The organism is Klebsiella sp. 10982 (assembly GCF_048589245.1).
Classification (GTDB): domain Bacteria; phylum Pseudomonadota; class Gammaproteobacteria; order Enterobacterales; family Enterobacteriaceae; genus Klebsiella; species Klebsiella quasivariicola.
In genome coordinates, this window is the sequence record NZ_JBMAXV010000038.1 from 1 (window position 1) to 14,052 (window position 14,052).

General features: G+C 53.7%; 15 protein-coding genes and 1 pseudogene. 4 read left to right on the forward strand and 12 right to left on the reverse strand.

All coding sequences use genetic code 11. From position 1 onward, the window contains the following. The 7 genes and pseudogenes from ACKLKD_RS22080 to radC all read right to left on the reverse strand — a co-directional run. Positions 1-1,414 (reverse strand): annotated as a pseudogene (locus tag ACKLKD_RS22080) (energy transducer TonB); the annotation flags it as partial. Beyond that, entirely contained in the window at positions 1,415-2,788 is a 1,374-nt protein-coding gene (locus tag ACKLKD_RS22085) for a DNA-binding protein (protein ID WP_025712194.1), read from the reverse strand. Further along, the gene (locus tag ACKLKD_RS22090; protein WP_025712195.1) at positions 2,778-3,503 is read right to left on the reverse strand and encodes a PP2C family serine/threonine-protein phosphatase; all 726 of its coding nucleotides are present in this window, start codon (positions 3,501-3,503) and stop codon (positions 2,778-2,780) included. The genes ACKLKD_RS22085 and ACKLKD_RS22090 overlap by 11 nt, the downstream gene beginning before the upstream one ends. Positions 3,504-3,507: 4 nt before the next feature. Next, complete coding sequence (locus ACKLKD_RS22095) at positions 3,508-4,185, reverse strand: vWA domain-containing protein (RefSeq protein ID WP_025712196.1); 678 nt, start codon at positions 4,183-4,185, stop codon at positions 3,508-3,510. Positions 4,186-4,391: 206 nt separating this feature from the next. Continuing rightward, positions 4,392-4,559 (reverse strand): 50S ribosomal protein L33, encoded by a 168-nt coding sequence (gene rpmG / locus ACKLKD_RS22100; protein ID WP_002922510.1) that lies wholly within the window; start codon positions 4,557-4,559, stop codon positions 4,392-4,394. A gap of 20 nt (positions 4,560-4,579) precedes the next feature. After that, a complete protein-coding gene (gene rpmB / locus ACKLKD_RS22105; RefSeq protein ID WP_002436699.1) occupies positions 4,580-4,816 on the reverse strand; it encodes a 50S ribosomal protein L28 in 237 nt (78 codons plus the stop codon). A 216-nt stretch (positions 4,817-5,032) separates the two neighbouring features. Next, positions 5,033-5,698, reverse strand: coding sequence for a RadC family protein (radC, locus tag ACKLKD_RS22110; protein WP_025712198.1), 666 nt, complete (start codon positions 5,696-5,698; stop codon positions 5,033-5,035). A gap of 172 nt (positions 5,699-5,870) precedes the next feature. Between radC and coaBC the strand changes: the two genes are divergently transcribed. The 4 genes from coaBC to ACKLKD_RS22130 all read left to right on the forward strand — a co-directional run bounded on the left by coaBC (position 5,871) and on the right by ACKLKD_RS22130 (position 9,434). Continuing rightward, the gene (coaBC, locus tag ACKLKD_RS22115; RefSeq protein WP_025712199.1) at positions 5,871-7,085 is read left to right on the forward strand and encodes a bifunctional phosphopantothenoylcysteine decarboxylase/phosphopantothenate--cysteine ligase CoaBC; all 1,215 of its coding nucleotides are present in this window, start codon (positions 5,871-5,873) and stop codon (positions 7,083-7,085) included. Then, positions 7,063-7,521, forward strand: coding sequence for a dUTP diphosphatase (dut, locus tag ACKLKD_RS22120; RefSeq protein ID WP_017900056.1), 459 nt, complete (start codon positions 7,063-7,065; stop codon positions 7,519-7,521). Before coaBC ends, dut begins: the two co-directional genes overlap by 23 nt. A gap of 124 nt (positions 7,522-7,645) precedes the next feature. Next, on the forward strand, positions 7,646-8,242 hold the full coding sequence (slmA, locus tag ACKLKD_RS22125) for a nucleoid occlusion factor SlmA (protein ID WP_015369151.1): 597 nt from the start codon (positions 7,646-7,648) through the stop codon (positions 8,240-8,242). Positions 8,243-8,417: 175 nt separating this feature from the next. After that, positions 8,418-9,434 carry an SMP-30/gluconolactonase/LRE family protein gene (locus ACKLKD_RS22130; protein WP_025712202.1) on the forward strand — a complete coding sequence of 339 codons (1,017 nt, stop codon included), beginning with the start codon at positions 8,418-8,420 and terminating at the stop codon, positions 9,432-9,434. A 37-nt stretch (positions 9,435-9,471) separates the two neighbouring features. On the opposite strand, the gene pyrE is transcribed toward ACKLKD_RS22130, so the two are convergent. The 5 genes from pyrE to ACKLKD_RS22155 form a co-directional block, all read right to left on the reverse strand. Beyond that, entirely contained in the window at positions 9,472-10,113 is a 642-nt protein-coding gene (gene pyrE, locus ACKLKD_RS22135; RefSeq protein WP_025712203.1) for an orotate phosphoribosyltransferase, read from the reverse strand. 110 nt (positions 10,114-10,223) lie between these two features. Next, complete coding sequence (gene rph, locus ACKLKD_RS22140; RefSeq protein ID WP_002922602.1) at positions 10,224-10,940, reverse strand: ribonuclease PH; 717 nt, start codon at positions 10,938-10,940, stop codon at positions 10,224-10,226. Between the two features lie 96 nt (positions 10,941-11,036). Next, on the reverse strand, positions 11,037-12,176 hold the full coding sequence (locus ACKLKD_RS22145; RefSeq protein WP_042929284.1) for an ABC transporter permease: 1,140 nt from the start codon (positions 12,174-12,176) through the stop codon (positions 11,037-11,039). Then, on the reverse strand, positions 12,163-13,080 hold the full coding sequence (locus ACKLKD_RS22150; RefSeq protein ID WP_025712205.1) for an ABC transporter ATP-binding protein: 918 nt from the start codon (positions 13,078-13,080) through the stop codon (positions 12,163-12,165). The genes ACKLKD_RS22145 and ACKLKD_RS22150 overlap by 14 nt, the downstream gene beginning before the upstream one ends. After that, positions 13,073-14,038: an HlyD family secretion protein gene (locus tag ACKLKD_RS22155; RefSeq protein WP_080897624.1), complete on the reverse strand. Its 966-nt coding sequence runs from the start codon at positions 14,036-14,038 to the stop codon at positions 13,073-13,075. The genes ACKLKD_RS22150 and ACKLKD_RS22155 overlap by 8 nt, the downstream gene beginning before the upstream one ends. Positions 14,039-14,052: the final 14 nt, after the last annotated feature.

Here is a 14,052-nt window from a genome sequence, read left to right on the forward strand (position 1 = left end):
GGGCGGGGCCCGCCCCCCGCGCCTCCATCTCCTCATAGTACTCCTCCGGCGGTACACGATCGCTGATAAAGCTCACCGGCAGCAACACACGTTTTCCCTGCCGGTGAGAACCCAAACGCCACTGCTGCGCATAGTACAGCGCCGCCTGGTCGAACTCGGGAATGCCGCTGCTGCACTCAACGACCACGTTTAACAGCTCGCCGCTGGCGTCAGTATCCAGCGAGAGGATGGTTGTCGCTGACTTGATGTATTTATGTATCGCCGGATACGGCATCGCCTGCAAACTCTCTTTCCTGATGCCATAGTGCTCCGTATCAATGCTGACGTGGCCGGGAAAGCGTTCGTTAATCGGGCTGACGCTACGCACGGGAGCAGTTTTAAACACGATTGATTTTGCCAAAGGCAGCACCTTGCTCGCTTCGCCCTGCTCCGTTGCATACTTATCCAGTGGCAAATCGCAGGAGCGCGTCTGCATGCGCGCCTGCAAAATGTGCAGGATTTGCCGATCGTCCACCGGCATTTGCGCGATGTATGCTGCCAGCCGCTGCTGTAGCGCAGGCTGCCGCGGTCTATCCTTCAGACCCTCCGCCATCAACAATCCGGTTGTAATGCTTTGCGTGAGCGCCTGAAACTGCGTATTTCGCACTCGCGCAATATCGCGGGCCTGGATCAGCGCGACTGCCCAACCCAGCCAGGCATCCGGGTTTTCCGGCGCAATGGCAATGGCCCGGCGAAACGCCGTTTCCGCCTGCGCTTTATCCGCCTCGCTCGTCAGCGTCAGGACGGCCGTTGCCAGCGTCAGATCGCCACGGTCCGGCATCCAGGCCAGATAGTCCATCATTTTGGGTAATGCTTTCGCTTCCCGTTCACGATAGCCCAACGCCTGCTGCCAGAGCGTATCCGCAGCTTCAGCATCTTCTTCATTCCAGCCAAGCGGCAGCGCCGCCAGCGGTTTTTTCTGCGCGAGAAATTGCTCGGTGATCTTGTGCTGATCCAACGGCCCCCCCTGTAGCGCTATCTGAATAAAACGGGCATGGCGTTTATAAAGAAAATCGCTCCAGGCGGGTGTTTCCAGCTGATTCATACTCTGCCAGCGCCGCTGATTTTGCTCGCCAATCGGCACCTTGAATAACGTAATGCCCATGACAAAAACCAGCTGCGCCACTGCAACAATCAGATAGCCTTTATTGCGTCGGGTAACCGCCACCCACATCAGGGCGGAAAAATAGATCGTTCCCCCCAGCCACAGGCCATAGAGATATAAACGCTGAGGATCATTAAGCGCAGCAGGTAACAGCGGCAGCTTATCCATTAAGCGAAATGGCGCGGACCACAGCAAGGAGACGAGATCCGGCGCCACAAAAGCCATCAGCAACGCGAAAAAGAGAATGAGATATCTTAATTTCAGCGTCATTTATGGCTTGCTCCGAATAATGGACCGGAATATCAGCGCTGCCACCCAGATAAAAATAATCAGTAACGCCGCAATATCAAACCATGCTGGACCAGCGTCGTTGAGCCGGGCAAAACTGCGCGCCAGCCCCCCCATAATCAGCGTACTCATCAGCGCCAGCGCGCCATGCCAGGCAAACGAAGGAACGCTGCTGCGAATACTGCGCCACAGCAGGGTTAACGGCCCCGGCCCGGTAGGCTGACGAGGTACGGCAGCGGCTGGCGCCCTGCGAGGCTGCCGCACTACAGGCGCGACCCGCAGGCGATCGGTTTCCGCTTGTTTACGCTGTTTTGCCTGTTTTATTCCCGCAACAACCTGTTTTTTTCGCGCGCAGACCAGACACGGCATCCCGGCGAAATGCTGGTGTTTTTGATGACAAAGAATAATTTTTTGCGTGCTGCGTAGCGCATAAGGACGCAGCTCCTGCGCCCATTCATCGGCGGAAGGACGTCGGGCGGGCGAACCGCTAAATGCGCGATCGAACAGCTTACGCAGCTCAACCGGCAACAAATGGTGTGTACTGGCCGGCACCGGCGAGATAGTCGTCGCTGCGTTTATCCCGTAGGCATAACAGCCGGCAGCGATACGACCCGGTAAATCATCGGGTACCTTCGCCGCTATCGAGCGACCACTGTAGGGATGAATACCATGGTTGAGGAGTTGGAAAATAATCACCGCCAGCGAGAAACGATCCTGCGCTTCTTCCTGCTCACCGGGTACCTGCCCAATACGCTGAAACTCCGGCGCCAGATAATCCGGCGTGAACTGCCCTGCAGGGAAACGCTCTCCCTCACCCTGAATGCTAAAGCCATCACAGTCCAGCAGCGCGATATAAAGGCTGTCGCGATAGAACCGCAGGTTGACCGGTTTCATGTCGATAACCCGGTGCTGTCGCGCATGCAGCGTAGAGACCAGGGTAGCAAGGTTGCAAGCCAGGCTCACTTTCGCGCCGATGCCTTCCGGCAGATGGTGCGCCTTCGCCTGCCGTGCCTGTAAAATATACTCCAGCTCAATGGTGCGCTGGGTGTCCAGAACCGGCATGACAAAACCCACAACGCGCTTGCGCTCGTCGTAGAGCAAATAGTCGGGCCACGCCAGCTGGACAATCGACGCATCTTCCGCGGGAGCGGGGATCGCGGGCCGCTGCGCCAGCATGGCGCTGAGCTTACGCTGGTAGTAAGCGGTATCGGTGTGCGGATGGTAAAGTTTGGCAACGCGGGAAGGATCATCCGCCAGGAAATAGACACTCCCTGCGCCACCGCTCTTGATCAGTTTCCCCAGACGTACCGTGCGACGCTGTTCCGTATAGCAGACCGGCAGTTTTTTATGCTTCATGACGCAGGGCTACCAAAAGTGTCTTGTCATCACCGGTTATCGCCCAGGTGCGCGGGTCATCCAGCGTGGCGCACAGCGCTTCGCTTCCCTCTGCCTCTGAAGACTGTTGTATATAACGCAAAACCGGATCGATAAACGGGGAGAACAGCGCATCCCCACGCCGGTTGAGCGCAAACGGCTGCACGCCGTCAGTCATCATCACCAGCCGCGTGGCTCTGCCAGAAAACGGGCTGATATGTAAATGCTCCTGCCAGTCGTCGCTGGTCAGGAACCAGGTCTGGTTAGCGTATTCGCCGTTTTCGGGCAGGGATAAGTGCTGTTCGGCACCCAGGCTTAACGCCGCAGCGCCATCGCCAATATGCACTATCACAGAGGCAGTCTCGCCCAGCCACGCGGCCAGAACAGTACAGGCAAAATCGCCCGGGGAAATATCCTGTGCCTGCGCCTGTAACAGAACAGTCTCACGCACGCTCCCGACCAGCGCCACCAGCTGCTTTTCATCCGGTGCAGTGGTGAACGTCGCCAGTCGATTAGCCAGATCATGCGCGACCATGGCTGCGCCCTGCTCGCTATACGCGGCAGAGCCCGCCCCATCACAGACAACGGCGACAAGCCGATCGCCCAAATTGCGGTAGCAAAAGGCATCCTGGCAGGGAAGTTGATTTTGTCGGTGGCTGCTCCCCATGACCGACGCTGCGTATACGCGCCAGTTCATGGCGTCAGACCGAAATTTCTGACCAGCTATCCGTCGGCGGCAGCTGCGCTTTACCGCCCGGTGTCGACTGCGACACCACCTGCATACTGGCGCTGAGCCAGAGGAATAGCTCGCGGAACTGTAATCCCTTCAACTGCTTCACACCGTTAATACCGCTACGGCTGAACTGCCCCATCGACTCTGTTGCTTCGAGTCCTACGCTAATCGGAAACACAGCGACTTTGTTCGCCGCCTGCGCATCACGGCACGCCTGTGCAGCCGCCTGCCAGTTGTCCGTAGGTTCGCCATCCGACATTAAAAACAGCCACGGCCGGGTATAGGGGACGCCAGCCGCTTTCAGGCGCTGCTTTTCAGCTTCAATTTCGTCCAGCGCCAGGCTAACAGCCTGCCCGGTGGGTGTCAGGCCATTGGCCTCAAGCACCGGAGCGGTGAAGTCCATCGCATCACACCAGTCGCCGTACAGCTCGCATTCATCATAGCCGCCATATTTGACCACCAGCAGCCGAACGCGCTTCGCGGCGATCACATCCTGCTTAAGTTCCTCTTCCAGCAGCTTTAGCCCCTGATTCAGCTGGGCCATTGGCTGGCCCTGCATGCTGCCTGAGCAATCGAGGACTAAAATTAACGGTGTGCGCTGTTCGCTATTATCAATAAATGAAACATCTGGAATAAAAGAGGCCATAACAATCCCTGTCGCTGGTTTTCTGTACCGGAAGAATAGACAGACTATACAAGCAAGACAAGAAAAACCTTTACATTCATTATGTTAATTGATTTCTGGTTAATAATTAAAAGAGGGATATATGATAAGTTTTGAAGGTGTTTTGCCTGAATAATGGCAATAAAAAACCCCGCCGGGGCGGGGTTTTCATTACAAGGAGGCGAAAATTATTTAATTTTAGCTTCTTTGTAGATAACGTGCTGACGTACAACCGGATCGTACTTTTTCAGTTCCATTTTTTCCGGTTTGGTACGCTTGTTCTTCGTGGTGGTGTAGAAGTGACCAGTACCAGCGGAAGAAACCAGCTTGATTTTCTCACGAATACCTTTAGCCATGATTTATTTCCTCTAAGTACTTAGTACTTTTCGCCACGGGCACGCAGTTCAGACAGAACTGTATCGATGCCTTTCTTATCGATTACACGCATACCTTTAGCAGATACGCGCAGGGTGACAAAACGCTTCTCGCTCTCAACCCAGAAACGGTGAGAGTGCAGGTTCGGCAGGAAACGGCGTTTAGTCGCGTTCAGTGCGTGGGAACGGTTGTTACCGGTCACCGGACGCTTGCCAGTAACTTGGCAGACTCGGGACATGTCTATTCTCCAAAAATCAAATTAGCTCGAGCTTCGTATGGGGTATTGGCGCCTCGTCAGGCTTTACAGCCTGGTCATCGCAGTTCAATGTGAACTCTCGACTGCCAGGCCCAAATGCCAAACCCGAGATTCTCAAAGGTGGCGTAGTATACGCTGACTCGGCGATGTGCTCAAGTCCCGAACAGACAAAGATCCCGAAGGATCGCCAGTTCGGCGCTAAATCCAGCCGCGTTCGGCAAAAGATACATACGCACCGCGGCCGATAACCAGATGGTCAAGCACACGTATCTCCATGAATCGACAGGATTTTACCACTCTTTCGGTAATTAGCCTGTCAGCCTGGCTCGGCTCCGGACTACCGGAGGGGTGATTATGCGCAAGGATCACGGCGGCGGCGTTCACTTTGATGGCTTCGCGTACAATTTCTCGCGGATGCACCTCAACGTGGCTAAGAGTACCAGAAAAAAGTCGACTATGTTTCAACACCCGGTTCTGATTATCTAAAAAGATCACCATAAAGATCTCCCGCTCCTCTTCCGTCAGCTGGCTTTGCAAAAACTCTCGCGTCATTGAGGGAGAAATAAGCGCAGCTTCCTCGACCAGTTGCGAGCTAAAATAGCGTCGCGCCAGTTCGGCAATCCCCTTCAGTTGCGCATATTTCGCCAGCCCTAGTCCGTCTACAGCAACCAGTTGCGCTTTATCAGCGGAAAGCAGGGCGTAAAGCGAACCAAAACGCTGCAGTAACGCCTGGGCATAACTCAGTACATCCTGATGACGTGTGCCGATGCGCAGAAACAGCGCCAGCAGCTCAACATCCGTTAGCGTTTCGATGCCGTACTGCAACATCTTCTCCCGTGGCATCAGATTTTCCATTCCGTCCATACGCCCTCCTGCGTCAATCAGCCTATCCTGGCACAGCCTGGCGGCACTGCCGACCCGCTGCTTTTCACCCTGCGTAGCCGCTCGCAAAGTGAATGCCCACCAGAGGCACGACGGCGACAGGATTGTGATAAGATGCGCGGATTCTGGTCTACGGCAACAGGAAGACATCATGATGACTCTGGCGGGTAAAAAAATCGTCCTGGGCGTCAGCGGCGGCATCGCGGCGTATAAAACCCCGGAACTGGTGCGCCGACTGCGTGAACGCGGCGCGGAGGTGCGTGTCGCGATGACAGAGGCGGCAAAAGCGTTCATTACCCCACTCAGCCTGCAGGCGGTATCCGGCTATCCGGTTTCCGACAGCCTGCTCGATCCAGCGGCGGAAGCGGCAATGGGGCATATTGAGCTCGGGAAATGGGCCGACCTGGTGATCCTTGCTCCGGCGACCGCCGATTTAATCGCTCGCGTGGCGGCTGGCATGGCCAACGATCTGGTGTCGACGATCTGTCTCGCCACGCCTTCTCCGGTTGCCGTGGTGCCCGCCATGAACCAGCAGATGTATCGCGCGCAGGCCACCCAGCATAATCTGCAGACGCTCGCTTCCCGCGGGCTGCTGCTGTGGGGACCGGACAGCGGTAGTCAGGCCTGCGGTGACGTCGGCCCGGGGAGAATGCTCGATCCGTTAACTATCGTAGACATGGCCGCGCAACATTTCGCCTCCCCTGTCAAAGATTTGCAACATCTCAACCTCATGATTACCGCGGGCCCGACCCGTGAGCCGTTGGATCCGGTGCGCTATATCACCAACCACAGCTCTGGCAAGATGGGCTTCGCGATTGCCGCGGCCGCCGCCCAGCGCGGCGCGAACGTGACCCTGATCAGCGGCCCGGTATCGCTACCAACACCGCCGTTTGTGCAGCGCATTGATGTCACTACCGCGCTGGAGATGGAAGCGGCCGTCCAGGCTGGCGCTCAGCAGCAGCACATTTTTATTGGCTGCGCCGCGGTGGCGGATTACCGCGCGGCTGTCATCGCCGAAGATAAAATAAAAAAACAAGGTGATGAATTAACAATAAAAATGGTTAAAAACCCGGATATCGTGGCCGGGGTCGCGGCGCTAAAATCGCATCGCCCCTATGTCGTTGGGTTTGCCGCCGAAACGAATAATGTGGAAGAATATGCGCGGCAAAAACGTGCCCGCAAAAACCTCGACCTGATTTGTGCCAACGATGTTTCCCAGCCTAATCAGGGATTTAATAGCGATAGCAACGCATTACACCTTTTCTGGCAGGATGGAGAAAAGCGCTTACCACTTGAGCGCAAGGAACTCCTGGGCCAATTATTACTCGACGAGATCGTGACCCGTTATGATGAAAAAAATCGACGTTAAGATTCTGGACCCGCGTGTCGGCCAGCAATTTCCGCTGCCGACCTATGCCACCTCCGGCTCCGCCGGACTTGACCTGCGAGCCTGTCTTGACGACGCCGTAGAGCTGGCGCCGGGTGCAACCACGTTGTTGCCGACCGGCCTGGCAATTCATATCGCCGATCCCTCTCTGGCGGCGGTGATCCTGCCACGTTCCGGCCTCGGTCATAAGCATGGGGTGGTACTGGGTAACCTGGTGGGCCTCATCGACTCCGATTATCAGGGACAACTGATGGTGTCCGTCTGGAACCGCGGTCAGCAGAGTTTTGTTATCGAGCCGGGCGAACGTATCGCACAGATGGTCTTTGTGCCGGTCGTTCAGGCAGAATTTAACCTGGTGGAATCCTTCGATGCCACCGACCGCGGCGAAGGCGGCTTCGGTCACTCAGGGCGTAAATAAGCCCAGCAACACGGAATCTGCATCCCAACGCGCATAATGCAATAACATCACCGCAAACCCTGGTTTGCGGTCGCGTTGTGGATGTCTGCCTGACAAGTGCTTATTTTCAGGGGTATTTTAAAACATGGCAGAAAAGCAAACTGCGAAACGGAATCGTCGCGAAGAAATACTTCAATCTCTGGCGCTAATGCTGGAATCCAGCGATGGTAGCCAACGTATTACCACCGCGAAACTGGCGGCTTCCGTCGGCGTCTCCGAAGCCGCGCTGTATCGCCATTTTCCCAGCAAAACCCGCATGTTTGACAGCCTGATCGAGTTCATTGAAGACAGTCTGATTACGCGCATCAATTTGATTTTGAAAGATGAAAAGGACACCACCGCGCGCCTGCGCCTGATCGTCCTGCTGATTCTTGGGTTTGGCGAGCGTAATCCTGGGCTGACGCGTATCCTTACCGGGCACGCGCTGATGTTCGAACAGGACCGGCTTCAGGGCCGCATCAACCAGCTTTTTGAACGCATCGAAGTGCAGCTACGCCAGGTGATGCGCGAGAAAAAAATGCGCGAAGGCGAAGGCTACACCCTCGACGAAACCCTGCTGGCCAGCCAGCTGCTGGCCTTCTGCGAGGGCATGCTGTCGCGCTTTGTGCGCAGCGAGTTCAAATATCGTCCGACGGATGATTTCGACGCCCGCTGGCCGCTGGTCGCCGCACAGCTTCAGTAAATCCTCACATGCAGCCGCCAGGCTGCATGATTCTCCTCGCAATCTGCGTAAGTTTGTCGCAAATCCCAGGGCCATTGGTTGAATTGCCCAATGCGCGTTTCCGCTTTCCTTTCCTACTATCCAGCTTGCTGATCGTTTCACCCTCCCCCAACACCACCCGACAAGGAGAGATTTGATGGCGACGTCACGGCGGGATTTATTGAAGATAGGCGGGTTGGCAACCGCATCGCTACTAGTCAGTCAAAAAAGCTTCGCAGCATGGGCCCCTTCTGAACGCTATCCTGACCCACGCATCGTGGCCGTCGATGACAGCTTTCGTCGCTATATGCTTGCCAGCGCAAAGGTTGAACGCATCGCCAGCGGCTTCCGTTGGGCGGAAGGCCCGGTCTGGTTCGGCGACATGCGAATGCTGCTGTGGAGCGACATTCCGAATAACGCCATCATGCGCTGGGATGAAATCAGTGGAGAAACCAGCGTCTTTCGCTACCCGGCCAACTATAGCAATGGCCATGCCCGCGACAGACAGGGGCGCTTAATCAGTTGCGAGCACGACACCCGCCGCATTACGCGTACCGAATACGACGGATCTGTCACCGTACTGGCCGATAGCTACCAGGGTAAGCGCCTCAATTCCCCAAACGATATCGTTGTGAAGTCAGACGGTACCATCTGGTTTACCGACCCGCCATTTGGCATCAGCGGCTTTTACGAAGGCCACAAAGCAACCCCAGAATTGCCGCAAAACGTCTATTGCCTGGAGCCGGAAAGCCGCAAACTAAGCGTGGTCCTGGGCGACGTAAAAGGGCCAAATGGTTTGTGTTTCTCGCCGGACGAAAAGACCCTGTACGTGGTGGAAAGCCGGGCGACACCGAACCGCTTAATTCTGGCGTGGGACGTGGAAGGCAATACGCTGAAAAATAAACGGGTGTATCTCGACTGTGGCAACGGTACCGCCGATGGGATCGCCTGCGACGCAGACGGCAATCTGTGGTGCGGATGGGGAAGCGGAAACGAAGAACTCGACGGCGTGCGGATCTTTAACCCTCAGGGTAAGCATATCGGCACCATTCAACTGCCGGAGCGCTGCGCGAACTTGTGCTTTGGCGGCGAACAGCGCAATCGGCTGTTTATGGCGTCCAGTACGTCAATCTATTCGCTGTACGTCAATGCGCAGGGCGCTAAGCTGGTATAACGGAAATATCCGGCAGCCGAGGCTGCCGGATGCATCATCAGACGCCGTAGGCTTCGCGATAGGCGCGAACTGCCGCCAGGTGTTCCGCCATTTCCGGTTTTTCTTCCAGGTAAGCGATCAGCTCTTTCAGAGTAACAATCGAGATAACCTGGCAGCCGTAATCCTGTTCCACTTCCTGAATAGCAGAGATGTCGCCGCGGCCGCGTTCCTGACGATCCAGAGAGATCAGTACACCCGCCAGCTGCGCGCCCTGGGCCTGGATGATCTCCATTGATTCACGGATCGCCGTGCCGGCGGTGATGACATCATCCACCAGCATCACCCGACCCTGTAGCGGGCTACCGACCAGATTACCGCCTTCGCCGTGGGTTTTTGCCTCTTTGCGGTTAAAGCAGTAAGGCAGATCGCGGTCATGGTGCTCGGCTAATGCTACCGCGGTGGTGGTGGCGATCGGAATACCTTTATAGGCCGGGCCAAACAGCAGGTCGAACTCAATCCCGGAATCCACCAGCGCCTCGGCATAAAAACGGCCCAGCAGAGCCAGATCGCGCCCGGTGTTAAACAGGCCGGCGTTGAAGAAATAGGGGCTCTTGCGCCCGGATTTCAGCGTGAACTCGCCAAACTTAAGAACCTGCTTGCTAAGCGCAAACTCAATAAACTGGCGCTGATACGGCTTCATGGATTCGCTCCTTTCGTACTTTCATCATTGTCAGACTTCGCGCTTCCCCTTCGCAGGTGTGATGAAGGATAGCGCGCAAAAAAAAGGCGACTTCTCAGTCGCCTTAATCATTAATTTTCTAACGCCGCCTTCTGCGTCGTGATAATGGACTCGATCCCCCCTCGGGCTAACGCCAGGAGAGTGAGGAGCTCTTCATGGGTGAACGGCTCGCCTTCTGCCGTACCCTGTACCTCAATAATGCGGCCATCTTCGGTCATCACCACGTTCATGTCGGTTTCCGCGGCGGAGTCTTCGATGTACTCCAGATCGCAGATGGCTTCGCCATTCACGATACCAACAGAGACCGCAGCCACCATCCCTTTCATCGGGTTGGTTTTCAGCTTGCCGGCGGCCACCAGCTTATTCAACGCGTCGGCCAGCGCCACGCAGGCACCAGTAATAGACGCAGTACGGGTACCGCCATCGGCCTGCAGCACATCGCAATCAAGAGTGATGGTGAATTCGCCCAGCGCTTTCAGATCAACCGCCGCACGCAGCGCGCGGGCGATCAGGCGCTGAATTTCCATCGTCCGGCCGCCCTGCTTACCTTTTGCGGCTTCACGCGCGTTACGCGTATGCGTTGAACGAGGCAGCATGCCATATTCGGCGGTGATCCAGCCCTGGCCCTGGCCTTTAAGGAAGCGAGGAACGCCTTCGTCAATGGAGGCGGTGCAGAGCACTTTGGTATCACCGAATTCGACCAGCACGGAGCCTTCAGCGTGTTTTGTGTAATTACGGGTCAGGGTGACGGGACGCACCTGATTAGCGCTACGGCCTGCTGGACGCATGATAGAAATCTCCGGCTTGAAACGAATGTGAGGGCGCATTATACGAATTTCATGGCAAAAAGCCTATGCCCACCCCTGCCGGACGCGCAGATAATGTCAGTCCAGCGTTTTACGATAAGATTTCAACCCCACGCCGATGACGATCACCGCCAGGCCTATCAGCGGCAATAGATCGGGTAATAATGCCGTTGCAGAATACCCTTTGAGCATAATGCCCTTAACCAGGCGGATGAAGTAGGTCAGCGGCAAACAGGAACCAATGGCTTTTGCCCAGTCGGGCATACTAATAAAAGGGCTAATAAAACCAGACAGCATAATTGAAGGGATAAAATAAAATGACGACATTTGCAGTGCCTGGAGCTGGTTTTGTGCCATGCCAGATATACCAATGCCGATTGACAGGCAAAGAAAAACATAAATTAATAAAACAAAAAACAACAGGAAAACGCTTCCGTGAAGAGGTATATCGAACAACAAAACGGCGGCAATCAGAATTAATGTCGCCTGAAAAAGACCAATGATAACAAAAGGGGTTATCTTACCAATAATGACCTCAAGACCGGATAACGGAGAGACCAGTAAATTCTCTAATGCACCATTTTCTCGCTCACGGGTAATAGACAAGGCGGTCATTAGAATCAACGTCGTACTGAGTATTGACCCCATAATACCGGGAATAGTATTAAACTGGGTTATACCCTCAGGGTTGAACATTCGATGGATAATAAGCTCAAAGTCATCCTCCTTTTGCGCGACACGCATGTCGCCCGGTAAATCGTGTTGAAACATCGATTTCGCCACCTGCACAAGTGCGCTGAGGGCATTCCCCGTAGTGATCGGATCGATGGCATCACCCTGAATTAACAGTTGAGGTTTTTCTCCACGCAGCATCTTGCGCGTAAATCCCTCAGGGATCGTCACAATAAAGGTGACATCTCCCCGCACAAACGCCTTCTGAGCGGCCTCTTCTGAATCGACAGGAATCATTGAAAAATACCCTGTATTTTGCGCTTCCGTCACAAAAATTTGACTCATCCTTTCAGTATCATAATTTAATAATGCGGTCGGCAGATTATGCGGATCCATATTTATGGCATAGCCAAGTATGATTAGCTGAAAAATAGGGGTTAGAAGCACCATACTGATGCTAACTTTATCACGACGTAATTCGTGGATTTCCTTAATAACCACGCCAATCCAGCGCGTAAAGGAGAAACTTAAATTAAATTTTTTCACAATCATTTTTCATTAAGTAGGTAAATGCATCTTCCAGATTGGTATCAACCTTGCAGAACTCATAACCCTGTTGCGTAAATGCAAAAAGCGTGGATTTTAACTTCTCTTCATCTCTGGAGGTAATATAAAGCTGGTTGCCAAAAATCACCGTTTGCTCAATATCCGGCAAGCGCTGTAGCTGGCTTTCAAGCACCGTCAGATCGGCACCGCTGGTTCGCATGGTGATCAGATTCTGGGACGCGATAATAGACGCAATAGTGCCATTCGCCAGCAGTCGGCCATAAGACAGATAGGCAACCTTATGGCAACGCTCAGCTTCATCCATATAATGCGTGCTCACCAGGATTGAGATCCCCCTGTCAGAGAGCTGATGCAACATTTGCCAAAACTCCCGTCGCGCCTTTGGATCCACGCCAGCGGTTGGTTCATCAAGGAACAACAAAACGGGTTCATGCAACATGCAAGCCGCAAGGGCCATTCTTTGCTTCCAGCCGCCAGAAAGCTCCTTAGCCAGCTGGTGCTGTCGGGAGGTGAGACCTAATTCTGAGAGCGCACGTTCAACCCGGACTTTACGCTGGTCGAGGCTATACAAGCGGGAGATAAAGAGTAAGTTTTCCCGGATGGTTAAATTTCCCCACATCGAGAAATACTGAGTCATGTAGCCTATATTTTTTTTTATTTTTTCCCGCTGAGTAAAAATATCCATACCCAGACAGGTGCCTTCTCCTGAATCTGGCGTGATCAAACCACACATCATCCGAATAGATGTCGTTTTTCCGCTACCGTTCGGGCCGAGGAAACCATAAATTTCTCCTTTTTCTACCTGTAAAGAGAAATCCTTAACGACATGATGCTCGCCAAAATGCTTATTGAGATTTTTCACATCAATACAAAGATTATTCATTCACAATAATCTCCACATCGAACGGTTGGCCGATTTTCATCCGCTCAGCCTGTTGCGGGACGGGGACAGCCTCAGCCATAAAAATGAGCTTCTCACGCCGTTTCGTACTATAGATAACCGGAGGGGTAAATTCTGCTTCAGGACTGATATAGTTAATAACGCCAGGGATGGACTCCGCGCATCCATCGCATAAAAGTCTTACCTTTGCTCCGACTTTAAATTTACCGAGCATCGCTTCGGGTATAAAAAAGCGTACTTTTATATTTTCAGGTGGCAACAGACTGATGATTGGTTTACCGGCAGAGGTCCGCTCCCCGGGACGATAAATAATATCAAAGACTTGGGCATTTACCGGCGAAACAATTGTCGTTTGCTGAACATCCCAAAGCGCCTTATCACGTTCGAGTTTTGCCGCAGCCACCAGTGAGAGCTGTTGGCTAATCTCATCCTGACGGGCAGGCAGCTGCCGTGCCTTGAGTTGATTAATCAGCTCTTCAACCTGTGCACCTTTTTGCGTTAACTCATCCCTGATATCCTCCCATTCCGCTAGCGATATGGCATGAGTGGCATACAGTTTACGATATCGCCCAAGCTGGCGCTTGACCTGGGATTCTGCCGATTGTGCTTTTTTAATCTGCGAACGTATCACATCCAGCTCTTCAGGCCGTTCTCCCGACTCTAAATTCCGTAATAATGCACTCTCTGCTGAAAGCTTTTCTTCAGCCCGCAGGAGAATGTTCTGCGCATCGAAGGAATCAATCTTAACTAACTCCTGCCCTGTTGTGACATTATCTCCCTTATTAATCAGTAGTCGTTCTATTTTTTCGCTACCTGAATATGAAAGATAAATAAAATCACCATGTGAATAACCAGATAAAATGTTATCTGGTTTGTTATCACACCCCGACAGGAGCAGTATTGCTATCAAAACGGAAAAGATACTCACTGGCTTTTGCATTAAAACGCATCCGT

Excerpts from the sequence above, each read along its gene's own strand:
- ACKLKD_RS22085 (WP_025712194.1), bottom strand. The coding sequence starts at position 2,788 with ATGAAGCATAAAAAACTGCCGGTCTGCTATACGGAACAGCGTCGCACG.
- ACKLKD_RS22090 (WP_025712195.1), bottom strand. The coding sequence starts at position 3,503 with ATGAACTGGCGCGTATACGCAGCGTCGGTCATGGGGAGCAGCCACCGA.
- ACKLKD_RS22095 (WP_025712196.1), bottom strand. The coding sequence starts at position 4,185 with ATGGCCTCTTTTATTCCAGATGTTTCATTTATTGATAATAGCGAACAG.
- rpmG (WP_002922510.1), bottom strand. The coding sequence starts at position 4,559 with ATGGCTAAAGGTATTCGTGAGAAAATCAAGCTGGTTTCTTCCGCTGGT.
- rpmB (WP_002436699.1), bottom strand. The coding sequence starts at position 4,816 with ATGTCCCGAGTCTGCCAAGTTACTGGCAAGCGTCCGGTGACCGGTAAC.
- radC (WP_025712198.1), bottom strand. The coding sequence starts at position 5,698 with ATGGACGGAATGGAAAATCTGATGCCACGGGAGAAGATGTTGCAGTAC.
- coaBC (WP_025712199.1), top strand. The coding sequence starts at position 5,871 with ATGACTCTGGCGGGTAAAAAAATCGTCCTGGGCGTCAGCGGCGGCATC.
- dut (WP_017900056.1), top strand. The coding sequence starts at position 7,063 with ATGATGAAAAAAATCGACGTTAAGATTCTGGACCCGCGTGTCGGCCAG.
- slmA (WP_015369151.1), top strand. The coding sequence starts at position 7,646 with ATGGCAGAAAAGCAAACTGCGAAACGGAATCGTCGCGAAGAAATACTT.
- ACKLKD_RS22130 (WP_025712202.1), top strand. The coding sequence starts at position 8,418 with ATGGCGACGTCACGGCGGGATTTATTGAAGATAGGCGGGTTGGCAACC.
- pyrE (WP_025712203.1), bottom strand. The coding sequence starts at position 10,113 with ATGAAGCCGTATCAGCGCCAGTTTATTGAGTTTGCGCTTAGCAAGCAG.
- rph (WP_002922602.1), bottom strand. The coding sequence starts at position 10,940 with ATGCGTCCAGCAGGCCGTAGCGCTAATCAGGTGCGTCCCGTCACCCTG.
- ACKLKD_RS22150 (WP_025712205.1), bottom strand. The coding sequence starts at position 13,080 with ATGAATAATCTTTGTATTGATGTGAAAAATCTCAATAAGCATTTTGGC.
- ACKLKD_RS22155 (WP_080897624.1), bottom strand. The coding sequence starts at position 14,038 with ATGCAAAAGCCAGTGAGTATCTTTTCCGTTTTGATAGCAATACTGCTC.